The sequence below is a fragment of the Echinicola arenosa genome, from assembly GCF_014841125.1.
Classification (GTDB): Bacteria; Bacteroidota; Bacteroidia; order Cytophagales; family Cyclobacteriaceae; genus Echinicola; species Echinicola arenosa.
Map to the genome: position 1 here is coordinate 281989 of NZ_JACYTQ010000001.1, position 25013 is coordinate 307001.

Consider the following 25013-nt stretch of genomic DNA (forward strand, 5'->3'; position numbering starts at 1 on the left):
TTGGGGATTACGCCAAATAGTCAGTAACCAAATTGTTTGATTTTACGTTTATCGAATACCACTTTTTTCTTGACCATTAACACCAACTAACTATGTCAAACATTGGAAGAACCATCTTCGATCATTATTGCAATGGACTGGGAAATACTGTTGAAAATTTATCAGGAAGTACCATAGAAGCAGAGGGCCAAGACTGGATCATACTCAGAACCATAAAAAAGAATCCCATTTTTATTGATTTCCACAAATACACCAATAAAAAAGAAGAGCTGATCACTGCCTGGTGTGAGCGACACCAACAATTGGTTTAATGCTTATAATATTGCTTGATCAACTTCATCAGTTTTTTAAAAACAACCGTATTTTCATATACCCCAGTGAATTCATTGGCATGGGGGCCATAGGCAAACAACGGTACCAAAATCCCAGTATGGTCATGGGTATCAAAATTTAATTCCACTTCCCTTCTTTCCAAATTACCCTGGGGTAGAGTTACACCTCCTGTTTCATGGTCAGCCGTAATCAGGACCAAAGTTCCAGGATTTTCATCGGCAAACTGTAATACCTTTCCTATCGCATCATCGAAATCCAATTCTTCCTCAACTACCGTTTTTGCATCATTAAAATGTCCCCCTGTGTCAATCTTGGCTCCTTCAATCATTAAAAAGAAAGGACGTTCTTTCTTAGTAAGAAAGCTTAGCGCCTGATCTGTAGCTTTCAATAAAAAACCAACCCTTCCTTTTTCTACTGTTGGTAATTCTTGATTACTCCCAAAATAACCTATTCTCCCTTTATCAATAGTGGAAAATTCTTCCAATGAACCAGCTAAATGGAACCCTGCTTCTTCCAACGGTGATATTAAATCTCTACCTTGAGTAAGAAAGTCATTTTTTCCTCCACCTATAAACAAGTCCAATTGACTTTTGCTCAAATCGGATGCAATACCCTCTATCATACTTCGGTCTTTCTGATGAGCATAAAACGCAGCAGGAGAGGCGCCTGTCACATTATCCGTCGTCACAATTCCAGCGCTAAAATTATACGCACTTAATATTTCAGGAATATTTTGTAAGGCTTTTCCATCTGTGGAAAAACCAATGGCTCGGTTATTGGCCTTTTGACCTGTTGCCAATGCTGTTGCCCCTGCTGCTGAATCTGTAGTGAAATCATCGGCAGACTGCGTTTTCACCAAGCCAATATGCCTAAGCTGGGTCAAGTTAAGATTATTACCATTTGTGTACATCCCTGCGGAAATGTGTGCCAAGCCGTTACCGTCACCAATCATCAAAACAATATTCCTGATAGGCATATCCACACCGTCAGATTTAAATTCAGGATAATATATTTCGGGCTTAAATGTACTGGTTACTACGTTACCCTTGAGTGAGTTTAAGTATTGGTTTGCCTCAAAGGGCATATCCGTGTTGATGTAGTCAATGCCCAGGTCATAAAAAGCCTTCCAAGCAGATTTGCTATCAGGTGCACCCCAAAATCGAATAGGCCTTCCCGCTTCATGAACTTTCGTAATTACCGATTTTAGCTTTTGAAGCTCTTCTTCAACTATCCTTCCCTTCCCATTCCAAACAGACAAACTCCTATAAGGTAAACTAACTAAAGCGATCTTCTCCCAAGGTAAATCAGTAGACAAATCCGTACTTTGATAGTCAAAAAACACCAAATCAGTATAATTCTTATAATCTTCTATTTGAGGTCTATTCCCAGATACAACCACTTGTACTCCTAGGTCGCCATTGGCCAATACATCTTCATATTTTCCCAATATATCCATTAGAACAGGCATGGTGGACGAAGCGTCCGTCTTGAGGTCCACCAATAACTGAAAGTCCAAACCGGGCCCTATCTTCAACTTTTTGGCTTGCCTGATAGGTTCAAGATAAAGACTCTCTAGGGTTTTACCGTCTTCAATAGATTCCTCTTCATGAGCTACCATCAATCTCCCATTTTTTAATATGACATCCACTTCAATGGAAGCACAATTGTTAGCGTAGGCTGTCCAAAAAGGGACTTCTTGCAAGTAATCATTGTGGGAATGAAGTTTAAAAAGCGTTTCCTCCTGCCCAAAGCCAACTAAAGGCCAGAGCAAAATGAACAATCCTATAACGGGGTTTATTTTCATAAATACTTTATTTATTGCGTTTAATTTACACCATTGTTCAATAAGAAGAACTAAGGAGGCTTCTTTTATGTCTCCCTCTAAAGGGATTCGTTTTTGAAAGAGCAAAATTAGGTGACCGAGGCCTTTAGCAATTATATAAATGTTTATGCTTAGGTTAAGTTTTTAAGCTTTAAAATAAGGAACGAACTAAACTAATTCCAAAATCCTTTCTCACTAGGTTAAGAGTTGGTTTGTTTTTAAATAAAAGCAAGTCTATATTCGCAACAATATTGCACAAAATAGAAAGACAGGTTTTTATTCATGGCTTGATGTTTCAGGTATCGACCGTTCAAGGAATACCCTTCTTGGCACATTCTTCTATTTTGTACATTAGTATCTGTTTAATTAAATCAACCCAGATTAAAAACTTTGGATCAAATGAAAAAAACCTTTTCGGTAATAGCACTTCTTTTTATATCTGCAGTGCTATTCGCCCAGGAAAATGCCAAATGGATGAGATATCCATCCATATCCCCCGATGGAAAAACCATCATTTTCGGTTATATGGGCAATCTTTACAGAGTTGACGCTGAAGGTGGGGCCGCTGTTCCCATTACCACAAGCGACTACCATGATATGCGTCCGGTATGGAGCCACGATGGTAAGACCATTGCCTTTGCCAGCAACCGGTTCGGGAATTTTGACGTCTTTACCATGCCCTCTATGGGTGGCACCCCCACCCGTCTGACCTTCAATAGCGCCAATGATTACCCTTATGATTTCACCTCAGACAATAAAAGGGTGCTGTTTGGAAGTGGCAGAGCCGCTCCAGCAGAAAGTGTCCGGTTTCCTGGAACGGGCTATTGGCAAAACCTTTACACCATCCCTACCCAAGGTGGAAGAGCTATTTTGCTAACTGCAGCCGGTGCAGAAGAGGCTCACTTTAACGCTGATGGAAGCCAATTGGTCTTTCAGGACAGAAAAGGCTATGAAGATCCATGGAGAAAGCACCACACTTCTGCTGTTAGCCGTGACATTTGGTTGTACGACGTAAAAGAGGAAAATTACCAACAGCTTTCCAGCTTCCAAGGAGAAAATAGAGAACCCGTCTTTGCAGCTAATGGTGACAGTTACTATTATCTAAACGAAAAAGATGGCACCCAAAATCTTTACAAGGGCTCTTTAGCAGGCAATGCAGATATTCAATTAACTACTTTCAAAGATTTCCCAGTTAGACATTTAAGTATTTCCAAGGATAATAAAATTGCATTTACCTGGAAAGGTGAAATCTACACCTTTACTGATGGCAATAAGCCTCAAAAGTTAGCCGTTCAAGTAATGGATGATGCTGCTTTTGAAGCCATCAAACAAGTGGATATCAACAATGTTTCTGAGTTTGCCGTTAGCCCCAACGGAAAAGAGATTGCTTTCGTCAACCGTGGAGAGGTTTTCGTAACCGGAATTGAAGATGCAAGAACCAAAAACATCACCAACTCTCCTGAGCAAGAGCGAATGGTAGAATGGTCACCTGATGGAAAATCCCTGATCTATTCCGGAGAAAAAGATGGCAGCTGGAATGTTTACAGAACCACGCTAAAGAGGCCTGAAGAGAAGTACTTCTTTGCCTCCACCATCCTGACCACCGAACCTTTGATTGCGACAGCTTCGGAAGAATTCCAAGCTACCTATTCCCCTGACGGTAAAAAAATCGCCTTTGTGGAAGAAAGAAACGTCTTGAAAATTTATGATATAGACAGTAAAAAAACCATTACAGTCTTACCTGAAGGCCATAATCACTCTTACAGCGATGGTGACTGGGGATACAGGTGGAGTCCTGACAGCAAGTGGTTATTGGTGGATGATGAAAAAGGATACATGTTCAGCCAAAACACCGCATTGATCAAAGCTGATGGTTCAGGAGAGATACAATATCCTATCAACAGTGGGTTTGGTGAAAACCGTGCCAAGTGGGCCATGGAGGGCAAGATGATGACTTATCTGAGCAGTAAGGAAGGTCGAAAGTCATTGGCCAACCAAGGCAGCAGAGAATATGACATTTACGCTGTTTTCTTTGACCAAGAAGCTTATGATCGCTATGCCATGAGCGAGGAAGATTTCAAGTTATTGGAAGACCTTGAAAAAGAAGAGAAGAAAGAAGAAGATAAAAAGGAGAATGACAGTAAGGACAAGAAAAAAGAGGATGCCAAGGAAGAAAGAGAAACATTAAAACTTGACCTTAAAAACCTGGAGAATAGAAAGGTAAAACTGACCATCAACAGTTCTAGCATCAGTGACTATGTCCTCAATAAAGATGGCAGCAAGGTTTATTACCTGTCCTCCTTTGAAAAAGGGTATGACCTTTGGGTTACTGAGCCACGTACGCACAGCACAAAAATACTTGCGAAAATGGGTGGTTCTCCGAGTGGGATAGAAATCAGTGAAGATGGCGGAACCCTGTATATGAGCAACAGAGGAAGACCTGTAAAGGTGGATGCCAAAAGTGGTAAAGTCACCAACATCTCTATCGATGGTGACATGAAGTTGGACAAAGCTGGAGAGAGGGAATATATTTTTGATCATGCTTGGAGACAGGTAAAGAAGAAGTTTTATGACCCAACACTTCATGGAATTGACTGGGATATGTATCATGAGGAGTACGGTAAATTTCTTCCGCATATCAACAACAATTATGACTTCCAAGAGCTATTGAGTGAATTTTTGGGTGAGCTCAATGCTTCACACACTGGAGGCCGCTACTATGCAAGTCAGTCTGATGGAGATGTGACTGCTTCGCTGGGATTGCTTTATGACGAAACCTTCACTGAAGCTGGAATAAAAATCAGTGAAGTGATTGCTGCTGGCCCATTGGATGTGGCACAAAGCAAAGTCAAAGCAGGTGATATCATTACAGCCATCAATGGAGAGGAAATTGGTAAGGATGAAAACTGGAACAAGTACCTGACCAATATCAGCGGAAAGAAAATTGTCTTGAACATCAAATCAGGAAAGGAAAGTTATGAGCAAACTGTACAGCCTACGTCCATGGGCGAAGAAAGTCAGTTGATGTACAAACGCTGGACCATAACCATGGAAGAAATGGTGGACTCCCTGAGTAATGGCCAATTGGGTTGTGTTCACGTGAGGGGAATGAATGATGGTAGTTTTAGAGAGGTTTATGAGACTGTTTTGGGCAGGCATATGGACAAAAAAGCCTTGGTAGTCGACACTCGATTCAATGGCGGTGGTTGGTTGCATGATGACTTGAACACCTTTTTGAGTGGCAAGACTTATTTGGAATTCTCTCCTCAAGGTGAAAAAGTAAAAGGTGGAGAACCTATGGCCAGATGGACCAAGCCAAGCATTGTGCTGATGAGTGAAGGAAACTATAGCGATGCCTTTATCTTCCCTTATATTTACAAGCAAAATGGAATAGGTAAACTGGTGGGAATGCCTGTCGCGGGTACGGGTACTGCTGTTTGGTGGGAGCGCCAAATTGATCCAAGTATCATTTTTGGGATTCCTATGATCGGCACTATTGGCACTGATGGTGAAGTAACTGAAAATAAGGAGTTGGAGCCAGACATCTTGGTCCCTTTACCTTATAATGATTTCCTTCAAGGGATTGATCCACAGTTGGAAACAGCTGTAAATGAATTGCTGAAGGAAACTAATTAAGCAAAATAAGCATTATCGCTACATACATGCAGGGCTTCAAGCCCATTGAATCGAAAAGGCGGAAATCCAATTAAGGACTTTCCGCCTTTTACTTTTATTCGCCTGCTTTCCACCCCACCTTTTAACCCGCTTTTTGAATTAGCCAATCTACGCCGCGGCCTACAAGTATTGCAACCTGTAATTACTTCAAAATCAGTCGATTCGCTACTATTTTCAATTCTACCTGATGGTAGACAGGATCATCATCCGCCGCGGCGGATGATTCAATCTCCAAACAGCCTGATTTTCTTGTAGTTTCAGCTCTTCCCGATAGTGAACGGGACAGGCCATAACGATTCCTAATGCATAAAGCGGGTTTAAGAACCATATCACTACCTTCCAAATGGATCGTTAAACACCACGTCAAAAGCCAGGTAATGACTGTACTTATAAATTGGTTTTCCCAATAGATTATTCATATAACCAATGTCAAAAGTGATCTTTCTTTCTGGCACGGTCACTGAATAAAAAAAGCAGAAACGGCTTTCCTTATACCTAATGTTGTCCCAACTCTCTTGCTTGGTAGTGGAGAACAATACTTCTGTACTCAAGCTCAGTTTTTTTCTTTGATTGGCATCAATCGGAATGGATATTTTACTCCGAAATCTTGACCTAAACTGCGCCTGTTTATCATACTTGGAAAAATCGGGATTGTAGAACAGCCTCATTTCAGGTCTATAGGTCAATTCAAATACCATTTTCTTGATCGTTGTCAGGTAAGAAAACCTGCCATAGCTTCTTATTTCTTGGCGTGCTCTGGGCTCATCCGGTTCAAATGGCTCCGCAGATTGGTACATATCCTGCCACCTATAACTCAATGCCAAAGCATATTTCCAATGCTTTTTGAAATGATGAGTGACTTCTTCATTGATCACATAAATACCCGATCTCTTTAAAGGGTTGAAGTCATCTGGTGTACTCGTTCGCCCCACTCCAAGATAAGTCATGGATGTCCATGACTTATCTTGGTTTAAGCGTTGTTTTGCGCCAATGGCAAACCACTCAGAACTATTGACCTCCCCCAGACCAGGTGGAGAAATCTGGCCGAAACATGATTCATACGCCACAAGAGCAAAAAGGCTTAATAACAGAATCCTCTTCATCTTACCTTCCCTTAATCGACCATTTTACTGAGAATATTTCCTTTGGCATCTACTACCAAATCATAATCCTGCTGTAGGAGTGAATTGAGTTCCATTTTATAGACCACCTGATCCTTGCTGGTGATGCGCTCCAAATCATCAATACCATATCCCTTAAAGTCTGTATTGATGATATTGTTCACTGCTTCAGGTAACTCCCCTACAGAAATATCTTCTTGATGTTTGATCATCTCTCCAGTTTCATCATACCAAATTTCGTGATCCCTATTCCAACCCGTTTCAAACTCCACCTTGTAGAACTTCATTTCTTTCTCCCACTCCACATCGGATGCCTTAGGATAGGTTGTGGTAAATGCATTCAGAATAACGGATGGAACCTGACCGGAAACAATATCCTGTGCTTGAGTAAAGCCATAGGCCATGCATGCTGCGAGAAATAGAATTTGCTTTTTCATAAGTATGTTTTTTAGTTTATACCTCAAAGCAAATGAACGATTCTGGAAAGACTTGGGAATACTGGGTTTTCACTCAGTTTGTATTAAAATTCACTTCAAAAAGGTGTAGGCCATTTTCAAACCTATAGCTTACTTCAAATCCATAAAGCTCGCAGATGGCCTTGACAATGGCCAAACCTAAACCAGCTCCTTTGTTTGAATCAAATTTCTGAAAGCGCTGAAATATTTTTTCTACATCCAAGGGATTAGGATTGCCTGTGTTTGCTATGCTGAGTACCCCAGCCTTTAGAGAAATATTTACATTTCCCTTCTCGTGGTTATGAAAAATAGCATTTTTAAGCAGGTTGGCCACGACAATATTGGCCAAAGAGAAGTCCATCTGAACAGCAATAGGCTCCATTTCGCTAGAGGAAACTGCTATATTTATAAATGTTGAAAAATCAATCAACTTTTCAATATTGACGCTGATAACTTCATGAATCGCAACACTTTCATTCTCTAAAAACTGTTTATTGTCTATTTTCGAAAGCAACAACAGTGTTTTGTTCAAACGAACCAGTTGCTGAATGGTCTGAAAGATCTCTGCTATATTTTCTAATTGAGAAGCGGAAAGACTCTCCTCTTCCAGCATGAGTTCCAGTTTATTACTGACAACCGCCAACGGCGTTTGCAGCTCATGAGAAGCATTTCCTATAAATTCCTTTTGCTGCTCAAAAGTAGCAACACTACGTTTAAGCAAGGTATTGACAGCTTCCTGCAGGTCCACAAATTCCCGTGTCTGTGTCCGAACTTCAGGAAACTGCTTACTCCTACCCAAGCGATAATTCTTAAGTTGCTGTAAAAAGTCATAAAAGGGTTTCCACAAACTCCTTAACACTATATTATTGATGATAACAACTCCTAAGATCAACACCACATATAGCCAAACAACATCCCACAACAACTCTTGGATCAGGTCATCTTCTTCCACCATTGAATTGGCCACTTTCAACTCATAATAGGAACCATTCATTTCAAAAGCAGTGGTCAGCATCCTGACTGGCTCCACTTCCGGTGCCTGATCATCTGCATCCTGCATATAAAGCTCCGTGTCGAAATACCGATCTTTGGTCGACAAGGCTTGTTCTCTGCTGATTTCTTGGATGGTAAAAAAACTTTCGTCAAAGTATTTTTTGGTCAAAATAGTAGAATCCTCTGCCGCATTGAGGATGATCAGTCGCTTGTAATTTTCCAGCCCTTCATCGATACTACTTTTGATTTCGCTGAGCATGTTCAGGTAAAATATTACCGACCAAATCGTCACGATCATTAAAATCGATAATGACAAATACTTCAGGGATTGATTGAGCAGCTTCATTTTTGAACCAGTTTATACCCTACTCCATACACAGATTCTATTTCAACATGCGCTCCACATTCCTGTAATTTTTTGCGCAGATTTTTGATCTGGTAGTACACAAAGTCAAAGTTATCAGCCTGGTCACTATTGTCTCCCCAAACATGCTCTGCCAAAGCAGTTTTATTGACCAGACGGTTCTTATTCAATAAAAAATAATTGAGGATATCAAACTCCTTGCGATTGAGCGACACTGCTTTACCATCCACTAAAAGTGTCCTGTCCTCAAAATCCAACTCCAAATTGGCCAAGCTGATGGCTCTGTTGCCTTGCAGGTGCTTACGGCGCAAAACAGCCTTCACCCGGGCATTGAGTTCGGCCAAATGAAATGGTTTGGTCAAATAATCATCAGCTCCCAACTCCAGGCCTTTCACCCTATCATCTAATGAATCCTTGGCAGAAATAATGATGACATTTTCACTTTTCCCAGCCTCCTTTAATTCATTTAAAATATCCAGCCCACTTCCATTGGGCAACATGATGTCCAGTAAAATACAGTCGTAATCATAAACAAACACTTTATCCATGGCAGCATAGAAATCACTGGCCGTTTCGACCAAGAAACTTTCCTTTTCCAAAGATTCCTTGATACTCTGCTGTAATAAAACCTCGTCTTCGATTACTAATATTTTCACTCCGTAAAAGTGTTAATGAAATCTGGAAAGAAACGGGAATTTCTTCTTTTTTGTCTGTTTTAAAAAATTATTCACTTTTATCTTCAGCTTTAGTTAATCTAATGGAGATGAGGGCTGCTTTCTTGAGGCAATTACTCCTTCACATAAACCGATATTCCTTCTTTTATCGTTTCCAATACTTGGATATGCTTAATCTCATCCTCTTGAACTTTTAAGGGGTTTTTGTCCAAAATAACCATATCTGCAAGCTTCCCAGCTTCTAGTGTACCTTTACTATTTTCTTCAAAATGCTGGTAAGCGCTCCAATCCGTAATGGCTTTCAAAGCCTCATAAGGAGTTAACCTTTCTTCTTCCCCTATAATATCTCCCGATCGTGAGATCCTGCTGGAAGCCGTCCAAACCACCCGCATCAAGTTGGGCAAAGTCACTGGTGCATCTGTATGGATAGTCAAAGGAAGCCTAAGATTCAGGGCAGTCCTAGTTGGGCTAATTTTATTACCTAGTGAGTCACCTATGAGCTCTTTATGCCAGTCTCCCCAATAAAATGTATGCAAAGGAAACAGTGATGCGAATACATTTAACTCTTTAAACGCCTCCAATTGGTCTCCTCGGATGTATTGCCCATGAATCAATACATACCGTCGATCCTCATTGCCATATTTTTCAAACAATGGGCCGAGGGTGCGAATCATCTGATCCATGGCCGCATCCCCGTTACAATGTGTCAAGGTTTGCCAATTGTGCTTCAACCCCTTTTCATAAATGGCTATTAGGTCTTCATCATTGGGGATAGCAGGATAGCCTGAATAATCAGCCTCTGCTCCATCCGGGGGAACTAAATAGGGAGTAGTCCTCCAAGCTGTCCTTCCTTGGGGAGAGCCGTCCAAGGTAACTTTCATCCCTCCGATCCTGTAGTGGTTAAGGTAATCCTTACTGTTCCACTTACTGTCCATATACTGATCTACAAAGGCATAATCGATATAACTCACTACATCCAGCTTCAGTTTTCCTGCATCTGCCATCTTGGCCAATAATTCATGGTTTTGCATGGCCCGGCCTTCCTGGGCTGTGGTATAGCCATAGGCAAGTGCCATATCCTGACCAGCATTGAAAAATTTCAGGGAAGCCTCATCGCTTTTCGGAGTCAATGCTTTTAACATATGGGGGATTGCGGCAAGCTCCTCCAATACGCCATTGGGTTCATTGGAGTCTTGTTCTCTCCTAATCAATCCTCCCTCTGGATCGGTAGTCTCCGAGGTAATTCCCAATACATCCAAACCTTTTGAATTGACTACGGCAAAGTGGCCGGAAATATGAATAATCATAATGGGAAACTCCGTGCTCACTTCATCCAAGTCATGTTTGGTAGGAAAGCGCTTTTCCTCCAGCACGGAATCATCAAATCCTGTCCCAAAAATCCATCCGGTCAATTCCCTGTTTTCCAGTGTATTCCAATCCTTCAAAATAGAAATAACGGTAGGAATGTCATTGGCATTGGCGTCTGGGGAGGGTAAAAGCAGTGCTCCAATGGCCTGTGAGGAAAAATTGGCAAAATGAGCATGTCCATCTATAAAGCCCGGTAACATGGTGTTACCATCCAAATCGATCATTGCGTGCCCTTTCCCAGCCTGAACCATGGCTTCACCAGCCTCGCCGGCAAAGGTAATGATACTGTCCTCTACCACCACCGCTTCAACATATTGCGGCTGTTCACCGACCATGGTCAGGATATCTCCTCCATAATAAACCTTTGCTGTATAGGAGGAAGATTGGTCTCCACTATCACAACTAATGACAAATACCAATACGGTGAATAATAGTAAATAATTCTTCATGGTTCATGATTTATGAATTCCGATACTACAAAAAACACCTGCTCACCTTTTATCAGCAAGACGTATTACAAACCTTTAAAACGAGACAGCTACAACACTGATTTATTCATAAAAATACACTAAAAATTATATTTTATTAAACCTAAAAGCTTTTAAAATATAATCTGTATATCCGCTATTTCACCAGTACATTTAACCCTTCAAAACAATTCTCTCAAAAACAGCACAGATCTCACTGAAATGATTGTTTAATCCTTTCTACTGCCCTTGCTAGGTCTGTGGAATCTCTGTTGTGGGTGGACAGACAGTGGGAGTCAGGTTGCCGGTGTGAAAATGATCCATATTAATGAATGTAACATTTTTAACATTCCCTCTTTAACCCGTATTTAACCCCTAGTTAAGCCGTGTTTATCCCGTGTTTATCCCGTGTTTCTCTTATCAGAGATTTAGGCTTGTCTACACCTTAAGTCCTGGAAAAACTTGGGTACATCCCTTTCAATATTCTGGTTATAAAAACCTTGGGAATCCTTCTGTCCCTCACTCATTCCTGACCAATTTCACTTCAATTGTGGGTCGACTATTTACTAATCACTCTCGAATTTCCATTTTGAAAAATCCATTGTTCCACAACACCGTAAGCCTCGAATAACACTCTGATCAAGTTAGAAACCCCACTCTTCTTTCTCCATCTATTGTTCTTTTTCCCCTCTTCGCATTAGTGACCTTTCACACTAAAAGTTTTTAACTAGCTGGCATAACGGATTATACCAGCATATATAAACAGTTATTATTCTTGATTTTCAATTCCCTTTTGAAGGTTAAATACTGTTCCTGCCGGATCTTGAATCCAATGCATATTTTCAGGAAGTTCTTCAAGCTCATCACATGTTTCCACCCCATTTAGTCTCAAATAGTCCGTGGCTATTGCTACATCTGGGACAGTAAGCTGTAACCAAGTTTCAGAATGGGTATAGTTGTCCACACAGTCCAACCAAATCACATTGTTTCCGAATTTTACCTCGTGCGTTCTCGAAACAGTTGGATTTTGAATAGGTACCTCCTCAACCTCTAACTTCAAAATATCCCTGTAAAAAATAACTGTTTTATCATACTTACTTTTAGGAATCTTTATCGCTATGTTAATCCCTGCATTAAATTTCGTATCCATAAATTTTCAGTTATTATTTTAATCAACAGTTTGGTTGTACAGTATCTTTATTCCCTGTCTTCATAGCTATGCTTAATGTCACAAAGGGCACCTTTTAGCAAGCCTCTTAATCATCAAATTTGAAAACTTCTTCTTCATTATCAATCATATATCGAAGACATTTGTCAAAGTCCTTTTTAATCGTTTTGCTTAGATACTGTTTCCATTCTGGATCATCTTCCTGTCGAATAAAAGCAAACAAAGCCAAGGCATAAGCCCATTCGTCAGTTTTCAGATAGCCTAAATTACTGTATCCCCAGCGGTCCGATTGATTATAAAATTGAAATGCTGAATTGGCATTAAAAATTCCAAGTCCAAAAAAAACAGTCGTAAAGTCAGTGAGCATTTCATCATTTTGATTTAGTTTTTTCACTCCCAGCAATTTGACATGCGCAAGTTCGTGGGCAATTGTGGCAATTAAGTGGTCTGGTTTTGCCAATAATGCTTCATCAAGTGAAACGCTGTATTTTCCATCTTCCTTTTCGTGGTGAAATAATCCTGCAGCTTCAGGGTTTTCAGGGTCAGACTCCACAAAAATCATCGAAGTTCCCATATCAATTTCTTTGAGCCCATTATCAAAAAAATCTAGTTCCACTTTACTCGGGTCAATTTGCATGTTTTCACAAATGATCCTATGAGCGTCAAAGGCATTGTCCTTGCTTTTGTTCCATTTTATGGGAAAGTGTTCCGATGTAGGGGTTAATATTTTACGGTCTTCTATTTTTGGTTTCGGAAACTCCTGCAATAACCACAAAAAATTGTTTTCAAAATACTTTCTTAGTTCCCAATTGAGCGGTTCATACTTTTTATTTGACTTCAAAAAATTGAACATGTTCTTCTGTTAAAGATTATCAACGTTTACTCATTATTAAATATAACTATGATACCATTCCATTGACTAAAACAGCTAAAAAAACTAGTCCGATTAGCTCAGTTAGTTCTCTTTTGTATCAAGGACTTTTAATCTTTACGTTTTCAACACCACTATTCATCCCAAAGCCGCAATGAAAATGCCCTGATTTAGCAAGCCATTTTGCAAATTCGGGTTAGAAGGGAAAACCAAAAGCAATCCATATTGTTAGAATTGGTATTCTTAACCAGAAAATTAAAGGATATTCTTTAAATCTTGTCTTCCTACGATTGTCATTATTTCCACAATGTCATCTGTGATTTTGTAATAGATACTGTCTGAACCACACACGCATCTTCGATATCCTTTCTTAATAAAGTCAACAGATTCAAAAGCAAAAGGTCTTTGTGCAATAATGTCAAAATATTCAAAAAAGGAATCAAAGTATTTGTCGGCTTGAGCCATCCCAAATTTCTTGACTCCGTAATGATGAATTCTAATCAAGTCCTCTTTGGCCAAATTGCTCAATTTATAGTTAGCCATTCAGTAGAGACTTTGATTGCTTTAAAATTTGGTCTTTACTTTCATCAGTAAAGCCGCTATTTTCAGCTTTTTTCAGTTTCACCCTTATCCAGTCAATTTCCACTTGTTGTTTTCTGGCCTGCCTAATCAAATCATTGACAAGTTCACTTTTACTGGAATATTCGTTATTGTCTACTTGCTCTTTTAGCCATTCATCATTTGACTTGGTGAATGAGATACTTTGCCTTGCCATAATATTATTTTTGATGTAAAAATACACCAAAAATGAATCATGTGCAAGTTACCTTACACGCTGACCAAGGTACTGAAAAGCACTATTAATCATCTCTTGGATCCTTGCGCTTCAGCCCAAAGTTATTTTTATTTTGCATTTCACGAATTGCTTTTTTCCGTTCACATATTATTTTTTTTTGTTCTTTTTTCGTTTTGTAAGTCAATAGCAGTGTCCATTCAATTCTGTCATCACTTGCTAACCACTCCATATATTTTTCCTGAAATTTTTCAATTCCATCTCTTTCAATAAATGGTAAGTAATATTCTATCAGATTTGCGTTTTTTTTGCAAAAAGTCAATGTACAGTTTTGGATTCCAGTTACTCTTGCATAAGGCATTCCCTCAATTCGGTCAGCCATTATTATTGCAATTTCTCCTTTATTCAAAATTCGATTGTTACATTCCGATTTAATTTCAGTCAAGGTTTGGTCGGTAAAAAATTCCGCAAGAGTTGGTAAAAACTAAGCCAAAAGCCTACATATCCTCTATTTGGAATCGGAATATCCAAAGGGAAAAGCCTACCCTTTTTCCATCCACGACCACGGAATAAAATTTAAAAATTCCCTGGTCGTTCATATGACATCTCTTTTCTACAAATACCAACTCTCTATGTTATTATTCTTTCTCCAAAACGGAAATTATAAATCCCCAAGAATTCAAAGCAAAGTGACATAATTAACCGAGAAGGGGAAAGATAATTTATATTCAATCTATAAATTTTCTAAACCAAATTTCTAAATTTATCCATTTCCAAATTTCCTTGGAAACATCTTCCTTTCCTTTAAGGTGCTTTTTATATTGAGAATTCGCAATTGCACTATCAAAATAACCTCTATTCTTAAAAGATTCAGAATTGATTAAGTCAAAAATATACGACTTAAATTTTTCAGACCTGAACCATTTTTCTCTTGGGTTTGAAAATCCTTTTTTGTCTTTTCGATTTATTATTTTTTTGGGCAATATGTCTTTCACTGATTCACGTAACAGATGCTTTGTCTCACCATTTTTTATTTTTTGATTTGAAGGAGTCGATAACGTGGCTTCGACCAACCGATAATCTAAAAAAGGTACACGTGACTCAATTGAAAAGCACATAGAATTCAAATCTTCATATCTTAACAAGTGCTCTAACTTATATTCAAAATGTTGTAATAGATAGTCATTTAAGTTCTTTGGTTTGAATAATACTTTGTTTATGTAATAATTTTTGTTCCTCTTAATGAAGCTTTTATTTACTGAACGGTATTTTTGACCTTGAGCTCTAACTTGGAGCTTCTGGGGAAAAAGAAAATAGCTTAAATATTTCAATGCATCGATTTTTTTATGTTTTTTTATGTAAGCTATGATCTCAGCGAAAAAAAGTCTTATCTTAAATTGTTTAAGCAGTTCAAGATAATAACTTCCAAAAAAATAGTGATACCCAGCAAGTTGTTCATCTGCCCCTTGACCATCTAAAGTTACTTTTACATGTTTTGAGGCCAATTCCATAACTTTAAATTGAATATAAGTACCTGTATTTGGCATTGGCTCACTCTGGATCCAAATAAAGTTTTCAAACTCGTTAAAAAAATCATCTGCTGTTGGCGAGACCGAGTGCATATATTTGACAATACCATTATATTCATCAATATAATCACTTTCGTCATTTGGATCATTTTTATCGAATACAACAGAAAATGTGTTTAAGTCATCAACACCACAATCTTCTATTAAACAAGAAGTTACCGCAGAAGAATCAATCCCACCACTTAAAGTTACTCCAATTTTAACGTCAGCCCTTAATCTCAATTTTAAGGAATCTTTTAAAAGTTTGCGATAATCTTCTGGTGACAAACTTTGATTTGATTTCAATCTATTTTTTAACACATACCATTTTTCAATGATTAAATCATTTTTAGTAAGCTTAAAATAAGATCCGTGTTCTAATTTTTTTATATCTCTAAAAAAGGTCTCACTTGGATGATTATTTCGATTAAATAATAAGTAATCATAAATTAGCTTATCATTGGCTTCTTTTTTCTTTAAATGTGGCATCAAAGATTTAATCTCTGACGCAAAAACTAGTTTTTCTTCAGTGAGGTAATAATAGAAAGGCTTGACTCCAAACCTATCTCTTGCTCCAAAAATTTCATCTTTTCTTTTGTCAAAAATAACAAATGCAAACATACCATTTAATCTATCTAAGCATTTCTCCCCCCATTCTTGATATGAAGCTAACACTACCTCCGTATCAGTATCTGTAATAAATTGATATTTACATTTTAATACATCTCGAATTTCAATATAGTTAAAGATTTCCCCGTTGAATGCAATCACCAGATTTTCATCTTTGCTAAACATAGGTTGATGTCCTGCAGGGCTTAAGTCTAAAATACTTAGCCGTACAAATCCAATACCGACTCTATTGTGAATAAAGACACCTTCATCATCAGGCCCACGATGTTTCATTTTTTCCATCATCTCCCTGATTTCCGATTCCTTTACCAATTCATTTTGAAAATTAATGATTCCAGAAATCCCACACATAAAGTAAAATTAATTTAGATACCAGCATTTACGTAAATGTACAACTATATTTTGCCCTGTCTTGAGCTTATTTGGGACTATGAATCCTGCTTCAAAACTATATATTGTTCGCTCTTAATTTCCAATCAATATTTATTGGCCAAATCATTTGAGAGTATCGGTTCTAAATCGTCTTTTAATTATATATCTCATCTTGATTAGTGATATATAAATTAATTCCAATTGATTTTCTCACTTTTATCACCAAAAAGGCAATTTGGGCTACTCATTGGTTTTTCCTAAAAAAACAAATAAAGCTCGGGTTATTTACTGACGCTTTTCAAACCAACCCATGCATAAATCATACAAAAAAACGCTTTCAAAAACCTTACACTGTTATTAAAACTAAAGAATTCATCCAGCATTACAAATACCATAATTATGGTATTTACTGAAAAATCAGTTTAAATAAACGAAAGTTATTTCGTCCTGTCACCTAAGGAAGCTTCCTGTAGGCAAAAAGATTCAACTATTTGCCCGCTTTCAGTGCTTATTAATGGACCTGGGACAATTTTTCCTCGGCCAGCTTGGTACCTTCTACTCTTGCCTTGATCTTGGCAAAGGCGATTTCCCGTGTGGTGGATACATCATCACAGAAAGGGGAAAAACCGCAGTCATCCGTTGTGCCCAATTGGCCAACCGGGATAAACTCTGCAGCTTCCAAGATACGCTCCATCACTTCCTCTTTGGTTTCAACTTTGGGGCTGTTCACATCGGTAACCCCTATAAATACCTTTTGATAAGGCTTCAGGTATTCTTTCACTGTTTTCAAAACTTTTTTCTTATCGGATTCACTTGCTAACTGCAAATAAAAGTTACCCACATTCAAATCAAAAAGTGCCGGAAGAAAAGCGGTATAATCCACATCTGCACTATGGGTGGAATCATGGTCTCCACCAGGGCATACATGCACACCAAGCCGTTCCCTGTAAGCATCTGAAAATCGGTTGAATACCTGATTGTTCAGGTTTATAAATTGCTGCAAGACACCTCCGGAAGGATCCAATTTCAGAGACAACCTCCCTTCTGTGAAATCCATCTGGACCTTAGCTGCCCCTTGTTCGAGACATTGCCTGATATCTTTTTCGCATTCATTAACCAGATCAGCGATAAATGCTTCTTGTGAATAGCCCTCAATCCCTTCTGGCGGATAGATCAAGCTAAGAGCTGAAGCGGAAATGACGGCTTGTTTTATGGGAAGACTGGTTCTCTCTTGAGCATATTTTAGGTATTGCACCGCATATTTGCTATAGCGGAAGGGGCCTTTGGTCAACAATGGGAGTTGTCTGAAATGCCCATCAGCAAAGTCAATTCTCATTCCTTCAGGAGCAATGTTTACAGCCCCATCCAAGGGATAGGTAGCAAAACTGGACTTGGTTTGTTCCCCGTCGGTAATGATCAGTGAGCCTGTCCTTTCAAACTCTTTCAAAGTGTCCATGACGGCCTTGTCATAAAGTGCTTCTAAGTCCTGACTTTGAGAGGATGATGTGATGGCTTGTACCAGTTCTACTGGCCTTGGAATACTTCCGATTGGTTCTGTAGCGATTTTCATTTTTTTGAGTTTATTGTGAGCGAATGTAGCAGCACCATTCCTTTCTTGAATAGGCCTAACACCAACCTAACTTACCAATAATCATCAAAAATCACCTTTCAAAACAGTGTTTTTTTGCTCTTCGATCAAAACTTTGGCATTGGTCTTAAAAACACCGGAAATGGCAAGGTGTAGCCTCTCATTTCTCTAAGATACTTGAGTAGCGTAAATGAACAATAAAAAAGGCAAAACCATATCGTTGATGGTTTTGCCTTTTTAACTTTTAAGAGCCCCAAAGGGAATTACTCCATCGTTACTTTGAGTGGGCTTTTGATGATAGCCGCTTGTTGATCCAACATTTTGTCCCAATCTTCTACTGCATTGACCTGACCGCTCTTTACCCAAGCAAAGCCTGCATAGTAACTAACCACACTGGAAGGTTTGGCCAAAAGCAGCAAATTACTTTGATCAGCTACTTCTGACTCCCTAACAAAAGCTGAATCAATTTCAGCCACATCCATCACAATCCCCTCTCCTACAAAGGAATCTTTGATCTGCTCCCAGTGACGGATCCAACCTGTTTCCTCATCAATCTTAAATTCTCCTTTTTTATTGTGCAAGGTGATACCTACTGCATAGTTTGGAAGAGGTTCTTTGGAATCCATACTAATGTCAAATTTGGAAAAGTTGGAACCTAGGTCAAGCGTGATCCTTTTGGTCTCTGTCACCTCATAAGGACTCCATGCGGCATATTCCAGTTCAAAAACTGTCCGCAAAGGCCCTTGGGCAATCGTATTGTATTTGACATAATTCTCAGAAACATACAAACTATCCTCAGCCCAGATGCCACTCCCTCCGGTACCTCGACTTGCTCCTACATGGTATGGGTCAAAACCTTCACCGTGGTCGATATGGTAATACCCAGGGCTTTTCAAGTGCTCTGCATACCATTTATCGATAATGGAATGCTCGGTCCTCTTCAACCACAAATCTATTCCACTGGACAAGGTGCTTCCTGCCACACCTGCCAAAGCTTCCTTTTGTCCTGTAGGGCCATAAGTTCTAAAGGCCACTTTGTCATTTTCCCAGGTATAATCATCCGTCCTCTCAGGTACAAACCTGGAATAGGCTATCACATCACTTTCAGGCACCACAGCATCAATGTCCATACCAAGCTCATAATTGACAGAAGCGCCAGCGGGCACCTCAGCCAAAAACAGCAGCTCATCAGGCTTATTGTCCTGATCATAATCTATCCATTGAGTCCTTTGGTAATCAGTTGCACCTTCCATTTTGATCCTTAAATCTTTGTGGCTTTGCTCACCGATAAAACCACTTAAGTCGTCCATTGGAATCGCTACTACTTCTTGGCGGGCAAAGTCAAGCTCATTATGTACAATTATGCTTTTGACAGACTGCTTTTGTTCAGTGTCGCAACTGGCCATGGTCACCCCTATTGATACACCCATGATAAGGGCGCAAGCTTTTTGTAGATTCACTTTCATTAAATTATAATTCATTATTTTAAAAATAGATCAAAGTTTTATTATCAGCACTAAGTAAATTCTTTACCAAAATTGCTCTTTTCATCCCATAATTAAAAATAATGGGAAAAACTGTTATACTTTGCCTGCTTCCTTTTTAAAGCCAACCTTACATTAGGCCTTAAGCACAAATTAATCACTAAAAAGTTGTATATTAATATAAAATGAAACATATTACTTTCATTATACAACAATTATAAAATGAGAATTTTACTTTTAATTACTTTATCGGCTTTTATTATTTCATGTTCTGAAAGTAACAAAGACGATAGCAAGAACCTCAACCTTACACCTTACGGACTAGAATTCGATTTTATCCCTACCACATGGGATGAAGGTCTTCCTTTGGGGAACGGGGAAATAGGTGCCTTGATCTGGCAAAAAAACGACAAACTACGCATGTCCTTAGACCATGTGGGACTTTGGGATTTACGTAAAATGGAAAACTTGGAAGGGGAAGAATGGAAATTTTCATGGGTATTGGACAAATGGGAAAAAGATGAATATAAGAAAGTCCAAGATCTCTTTGATGCCCCTTACAATAAAGCTCCCGCCCCTTCAAAAATCCCAGGTGGCGCCATTGAATTTAACATTGCCAGCTTGGGTAAAGTAAAAAGCAGTTCCCTGGACATTGAAACAGCCATGGGCATAGTTGTGTGGGAATCGGGAGCCAGCCTCAGCACATTTGTACACGCGGAGCAACCCTTGGGATGGTTTAAGTTTGAAGGAGCAAACCCTGAAGAATTCGTGCCTGAACTGATGATGCCTACCTACAGCTTAGAGGGAAACTCAGAGGTGACCAGCCCTGTAACTGGTCAAGACCTTAGGCGGCTCGGTTACCCTCAGGGAAAGATCGAAAAGGTTGAAGACGGGATAATCTATACTCAAACTGGTCATGAAGATTTTGAATATCAAATTGCTATTCGCTGGCAAAAAACTTCCACTGGTGTAGAAGGTTGCTGGGCTATTAGTACCAATGAAAGTGCTTCCAAACAACCATCCCAAGAACTCACCCAGCATGGTATAGGCATTGGGTTTGACAAAGCTATTGTTAGCCATGAAGCTTGGTGGAGCCGTTACTGGAATAAGTCCAGCATTCAAGTTCCTGACAGTATCCTTCAAAAACAATGGTACTTGGAGCAGTATAAATTTGGCGCTGCCGCAAGAGAACACACACCTCCAATTTCCCTTCAAGCTGTATGGACTGCTGACAATGGCAAGCTTCCTCCATGGAAGGGAGATTTCCATCATGACCTGAACACCCAACTTAGCTATTGGCCTTGTTACACTGCCAACCACATGGATCTCGGAGAAGGCTATTTAAATTGGCTTTGGAAAAACTATCACACCTTTAAAAGCTATACCTCCAATTATTTTGAAACTAATGGCCTCAATGTCCCAGGTGTTAGCACCCTTAAAGGGGAACCTATGGGGGGGTGGATCCAATATGCCTTTGGCCCTACTGTCTCTGCTTGGTTAGCCCATCATTTTTATTTGCACTGGCGATACAGTAAGGACAGGGAGTTTTTAGAGGAACGTGCTTATCCATGGTTCAAAGAGGTGGCGATTTACTTGGACGAGGTCTCGATATTGGATGGAGAAGGTCTTAGGAAGCTGCCTATCAGTGCCTCCCCAGAATTCCATAATAACAGTCGAAAAGCCTGGTTTGAGAACACAACGAATTTCGATTTGGCTAATATCCGATTTGTGTTCAGTAAAGCTTCAGAACTTGCCAAAGAATTGGGTTATGAAGAAGATGAAAGGAAATGGAAAGCTATCCTGGCCGAATGGCCAGATTATGCTATTGACCAAACAGGTTTGATGGTAGCTCCTGGCGAACCGCTAGCTACTTCACATCGTCACTTTTCACACTTGATGGCTATCCATCCACTTAGCATGATCAATTGGTCTGATGGAGATAAAGCGCAGGAAATCATTCAAAATACTGTTGAAAATCTTAAAACAACAGGTTCAGCGGCATGGGTAGGCTATTCTTTCAGTTGGTTGGCTAACCTGCAGGCCAGAATGTTGGATGGTGCAGGAGCTGCCGAAACCCTGAGGATCTTTGCCACCAGTTTTTGCCTGCCCAATAGCTTCCATGTCAACGGTGACCAATCCGGAAAGGGATATTCCAATTTTAAGTACCGTCCTTTTACTTTGGAGGGGAACTTTGCCTTTGCTGCTGGTTTACAGGAAATGCTTCTGCAAAGCCATGAAGATTTTATCCGATTGTTTCCTGCCATTCCTACAGATTGGGATGAGGTTTCTTTCGACGGTTTTTTGGCCCAAGGAGCTTTTAAAATCAGCGCTGAGAAAACAGGCTTAAAAGAAATTAAAGCAGTGGTTTTGTCTCAAAAAGGAGGAACTTTAAAAATCATCAATCCATTTGATGAAGCTTGTCAGGCGAATGGAGAATCGCTCGGAAAAGAAGAAGTCTTCACTTTAGCCATGAAACCAAATGAAACACAGCATATAGTTTTCAAAAGCAACTAATTATTATACAAAAACAGGGCCGCCATTTGGCAGCCCTGTTTCTATCTAAGTCTCTCTGTAATTTACATAGTTTTTCACTGAGTCATCATCATTCTTTTAGCTTCTGCTTCCAAATCAACATATGCCTTACCTTCTACAGTAACGCCAACACCTCCTATGGTACCTCCTTTAAAGGTTCCTGGGGATTCATATTGACTACTCACGGCATCTCCACTATCATAGCCCACACATAATCCATCTCCGGAAAGTGTAAATTTGGCTGGCTGGGTTTTCATCGGGCCTTCATCTACTACATCTTCATCGATATAGAGTTTCATATTCTCAATAGACTCTCCATATTGCCCCCCTTCTTCCCTAACGAATTCCATGCATAGGGTATATGACTGATTTTGTAACGATTGAAAAAGAACACCTATAATTCAAATTTTCATCAATTGTAAAAATATATTCTTTCAGAAGACTTAATATCAATAATGACAATAGGAAGCAAAAAGTTATAAAACCACTTCTAGGTACAAGGAAGAATGGCCCCTCCATCTCAGAAAAAGATTCGTACTTGATCTCTTAAACTCAAATCAAAATCATTTATAATTACTTTTGTTACTTTGATCGTTTAATTGAATATGAACTTAATTTTTGTTTATGGAACGCTTTTAAAGGAAACTGGATATGCTATTCAACAGCTCTTTCACCAGAAAAGTGCTTTTGTGGCAGAAGCATTTACCTACGGAAAACTATTTCAAGTTTCCTATTACCCTGGCCTTGTTTTAAACCCAACTAGCCTTGACAAAGTTTATGGTCAGATCTTTCGCATATCAGAAATAGAAAAGGTATTACAGGCTTTGGACGAATATGAAGAGGCAGGGCCTTCATTCCCCTCTCCTCAAGCATATAAGAGAACCATCATAACGGCTTATGACTTACAATCTTCTGAGCCAATGAAATGCTGGGCCTACTTATATAACTTACCTACCGAAAATTTAAAGCAAATCGTTAAAGGAAAATTCAAATAGACCCGCAAAAATTAAAATAATCCAATTCACTTTGATGGATTATTTTTTACAAACATCTAAAATAAATGTGAGGAAATATTTTACACAAGATAATAAACAGGCTTTATCTCTGTTTTATTACAGTTAATCTGACTTGTTTTATACGATGACGTGAATAAATAGTAGGAAAATTTCCGAGTCAATACAGGACTTCTATCCCAAGAAAAAGTAAAAATCTACAAGTTATCCAATGAATTAATTCCGAAACGCCAATTACAAGGTCCCAAAATCTTGGGGGAAGTGGCATAATCTACTAGATACTGGATTATGTTTAATTTGAGCTGTTGACAGTACTACTACGTACCTGAAGAACATAAAGGTTCGGTTCATTTTATTGAATGTAATCCGACTGTGTTTCCTTCAGTATCGGTAATTATTGAACAAAACCCATATTCTCCTATAGACATTTTTGTTTGAAATACTTTTCCACCCGCACTTTCTACTCGACTTTCTTCTACAGAACAATCATCGCAGGTAAAATAAACCAAAGTGCCACCTGTCCCTGGTTTCATGTTTTCCATTTTCACTAAAGCTCCGCTAATGTTTCTTTCGCCTTCAACCCAAGGAAAACTCAACATTTGCATTTCTCCCATACCCTCAGGCATAGCGAGTGCAGTCATTTTAACATTAAAAATTGCTTCATAGAATTTTTGGGCCCTGTCCATATCTTCTACATAAATTTCTACCCAAGTGAACGGATTTTTTGCTTTTCCTGTCATAACTTTTAGTTTTACTTGTTACAGAATTATTTATTTTTTGTTCTATTTTCTTACTTTTTTTATTTTGCTTTTGATTGGAGGCATTTTATCAAATTTACACAGAAAGAGCTTATATCCGCTTCGTGTTTATACTTATTTTACTTACAAGTCCTCAAGAGTGGAGTATAGGTATTTCCTGTTCACAATCAATTAGATACATACACATTATTCCTCTAAAAAAAACATATCAGAAGAGCATATTGCTCGTTAACAACTCTTAAAAAGCACCACAAATTTTTGGGTTCTCGCCAAAAGTCGATGCGCCATCTACTAAACCATTACCAAAGCTGGAAAAATTAAAAGGTCACCGAATAGGTCCCATTTTATTTGAAATTGTATGTGGTTTTTTGTGATAGCTCACCAGATTTGATCATCTTTTCTGTTAAATCCCTACCCTGATGACTGGGCTTCAAACATCCAGAAGAATGGTTGTGTGCAAGAATCATGGCTGATGCTTTCATGACAGCTGCGAAGATTATTTCAGGTCTACCTCCTTCCCACTGATCCCTCCGGATGAGGCATTAAAAATTCCTAAAACCCGGTTTGCCCCATTGAGCAGAACAACTTTGAACTCTTCAATGAACTTTATTTTCGACTCCTCCCAGTTAACTCTTAAAATCCTATTGGCTGTCAAGGAAGAGAAGATTTGTGGTTTTTCTGAAAACTTTGAATTGGGACGATAGCTTAGAACGATTTCGACTACTTGTTGAAAACAACACCTTTGCTCTTTGCTGAACCGCAAAGCTAAATTCAAGAAAAACTAAAACATTAAGTCCAAATAAACCAATCTATAGAGCCTCGAAGTCCAAAACCTGCCAAGAATGTGGTTATAATTTTTAATTTTTATGTATATCCGCAATTCTACCAGTAAAGATTAAAAGCGAGTTGAAAATACCCTTTTGATTAAAGTATCAACTGCTTCAGACTTCAGTTCTACCTGGCA

General features: G+C 39.0%; 22 protein-coding genes. 4 read left to right on the forward strand and 18 right to left on the reverse strand.

Annotated features, from left to right (window positions below):
• Window positions 1-92 precede the first annotated feature (92 nt).
• Window positions 93-311: a hypothetical protein gene (locus IFO69_RS01065; RefSeq protein ID WP_192007103.1), complete on the forward strand. Its 219-nt coding sequence runs from the start codon at window positions 93-95 to the stop codon at window positions 309-311.
• Here IFO69_RS01065 and IFO69_RS01070 read toward each other — a convergent pair.
• Window positions 308-2137 (reverse strand): alkaline phosphatase, encoded by a 1830-nt coding sequence (locus IFO69_RS01070; protein ID WP_192007104.1) that lies wholly within the window; start codon window positions 2135-2137, stop codon window positions 308-310. The two genes, IFO69_RS01065 and IFO69_RS01070, sit on opposite strands and share 4 nt — an antisense overlap.
• 417 nt (window positions 2138-2554) lie before the next feature.
• On the opposite strand from IFO69_RS01070, the gene IFO69_RS01075 reads away from it, so the two are divergent.
• Window positions 2555-5791: a S41 family peptidase gene (locus tag IFO69_RS01075; protein WP_192007105.1), complete on the forward strand. Its 3237-nt coding sequence runs from the start codon at window positions 2555-2557 to the stop codon at window positions 5789-5791.
• Window positions 5792-6162: 371 nt separating this feature from the next.
• Here the strand turns inward: IFO69_RS01075 and IFO69_RS01080 are convergent, their stop codons facing one another.
• The 13 genes from IFO69_RS01080 to IFO69_RS01140 all read right to left on the reverse strand — a co-directional run bounded on the left by IFO69_RS01080 (window position 6163) and on the right by IFO69_RS01140 (window position 19728).
• Window positions 6163-6933 carry a DUF2490 domain-containing protein gene (locus IFO69_RS01080; RefSeq protein ID WP_192007106.1) on the reverse strand — a complete coding sequence of 257 codons (771 nt, stop codon included), beginning with the start codon at window positions 6931-6933 and terminating at the stop codon, window positions 6163-6165.
• Between the two features lie 11 nt (window positions 6934-6944).
• Window positions 6945-7388: a PepSY-like domain-containing protein gene (locus IFO69_RS01085; protein ID WP_192007107.1), complete on the reverse strand. Its 444-nt coding sequence runs from the start codon at window positions 7386-7388 to the stop codon at window positions 6945-6947.
• Between the two features lie 73 nt (window positions 7389-7461).
• Entirely contained in the window at window positions 7462-8745 is a 1284-nt protein-coding gene (locus IFO69_RS01090) for a sensor histidine kinase (protein ID WP_192007108.1), read from the reverse strand.
• Window positions 8742-9419 (reverse strand): response regulator transcription factor, encoded by a 678-nt coding sequence (locus IFO69_RS01095; protein WP_192007109.1) that lies wholly within the window; start codon window positions 9417-9419, stop codon window positions 8742-8744. The genes IFO69_RS01090 and IFO69_RS01095 overlap by 4 nt, the downstream gene beginning before the upstream one ends.
• 131 nt (window positions 9420-9550) lie before the next feature.
• Window positions 9551-11254 carry an amidohydrolase gene (locus IFO69_RS01100; protein WP_192007110.1) on the reverse strand — a complete coding sequence of 568 codons (1704 nt, stop codon included), beginning with the start codon at window positions 11252-11254 and terminating at the stop codon, window positions 9551-9553.
• Window positions 11255-12041: 787 nt separating this feature from the next.
• Complete coding sequence (locus IFO69_RS01105) at window positions 12042-12422, reverse strand: VOC family protein (RefSeq protein ID WP_192007111.1); 381 nt, start codon at window positions 12420-12422, stop codon at window positions 12042-12044.
• A gap of 106 nt (window positions 12423-12528) precedes the next feature.
• Entirely contained in the window at window positions 12529-13293 is a 765-nt protein-coding gene (locus tag IFO69_RS01110; protein WP_192007112.1) for a M48 family metalloprotease, read from the reverse strand.
• A gap of 273 nt (window positions 13294-13566) precedes the next feature.
• Window positions 13567-13854: a type II toxin-antitoxin system RelE/ParE family toxin gene (locus IFO69_RS01115; RefSeq protein ID WP_192007113.1), complete on the reverse strand. Its 288-nt coding sequence runs from the start codon at window positions 13852-13854 to the stop codon at window positions 13567-13569.
• Window positions 13847-14086, reverse strand: coding sequence for a ribbon-helix-helix domain-containing protein (locus IFO69_RS01120; RefSeq protein ID WP_192007114.1), 240 nt, complete (start codon window positions 14084-14086; stop codon window positions 13847-13849). Before IFO69_RS01120 ends, IFO69_RS01115 begins: the two co-directional genes overlap by 8 nt.
• Window positions 14087-14171: 85 nt before the next feature.
• Window positions 14172-14549: a hypothetical protein gene (locus tag IFO69_RS01125; protein ID WP_192007115.1), complete on the reverse strand. Its 378-nt coding sequence runs from the start codon at window positions 14547-14549 to the stop codon at window positions 14172-14174.
• Between the two features lie 283 nt (window positions 14550-14832).
• The gene (asnB, locus tag IFO69_RS01130; RefSeq protein WP_192007116.1) at window positions 14833-16653 is read right to left on the reverse strand and encodes an asparagine synthase (glutamine-hydrolyzing); all 1821 of its coding nucleotides are present in this window, start codon (window positions 16651-16653) and stop codon (window positions 14833-14835) included.
• Between the two features lie 532 nt (window positions 16654-17185).
• The gene (locus tag IFO69_RS01135) at window positions 17186-18244 is read right to left on the reverse strand and encodes a cobalamin-independent methionine synthase II family protein (protein WP_192007117.1); all 1059 of its coding nucleotides are present in this window, start codon (window positions 18242-18244) and stop codon (window positions 17186-17188) included.
• Window positions 18245-18525: 281 nt separating this feature from the next.
• A complete protein-coding gene (locus IFO69_RS01140; protein WP_225443947.1) occupies window positions 18526-19728 on the reverse strand; it encodes a DUF4861 family protein in 1203 nt (400 codons plus the stop codon).
• Window positions 19729-19968: 240 nt separating this feature from the next.
• On the opposite strand from IFO69_RS01140, the gene IFO69_RS01145 reads away from it, so the two are divergent.
• Window positions 19969-22260 carry a glycosyl hydrolase family 95 catalytic domain-containing protein gene (locus tag IFO69_RS01145; protein ID WP_192007118.1) on the forward strand — a complete coding sequence of 764 codons (2292 nt, stop codon included), beginning with the start codon at window positions 19969-19971 and terminating at the stop codon, window positions 22258-22260.
• A gap of 74 nt (window positions 22261-22334) precedes the next feature.
• Here IFO69_RS01145 and IFO69_RS01150 read toward each other — a convergent pair whose 3' ends face one another.
• Window positions 22335-22628 (reverse strand): hypothetical protein, encoded by a 294-nt coding sequence (locus IFO69_RS01150; RefSeq protein WP_192007119.1) that lies wholly within the window; start codon window positions 22626-22628, stop codon window positions 22335-22337.
• A 255-nt stretch (window positions 22629-22883) separates the two neighbouring features.
• On the opposite strand from IFO69_RS01150, the gene IFO69_RS01155 reads away from it, so the two are divergent.
• Window positions 22884-23273, forward strand: a complete 390-nt coding sequence (locus IFO69_RS01155) for a gamma-glutamylcyclotransferase family protein (protein WP_192007121.1) — start codon at window positions 22884-22886, stop codon at window positions 23271-23273.
• 365 nt (window positions 23274-23638) lie between these two features.
• Here IFO69_RS01155 and IFO69_RS01160 read toward each other — a convergent pair whose 3' ends face one another.
• The 3 genes from IFO69_RS01160 to IFO69_RS01170 form a co-directional block, all read right to left on the reverse strand.
• Complete coding sequence (locus IFO69_RS01160; RefSeq protein ID WP_192007123.1) at window positions 23639-24031, reverse strand: VOC family protein; 393 nt, start codon at window positions 24029-24031, stop codon at window positions 23639-23641.
• A 362-nt stretch (window positions 24032-24393) separates the two neighbouring features.
• Window positions 24394-24531, reverse strand: a complete 138-nt coding sequence (locus IFO69_RS21825) for a JAB domain-containing protein (RefSeq protein WP_192007126.1) — start codon at window positions 24529-24531, stop codon at window positions 24394-24396.
• A 14-nt stretch (window positions 24532-24545) separates the two neighbouring features.
• Window positions 24546-24824, reverse strand: a complete 279-nt coding sequence (locus IFO69_RS01170; RefSeq protein WP_192007128.1) for an MPN domain-containing protein — start codon at window positions 24822-24824, stop codon at window positions 24546-24548.
• Between the last annotated feature and the right edge of the window lie 189 nt (window positions 24825-25013).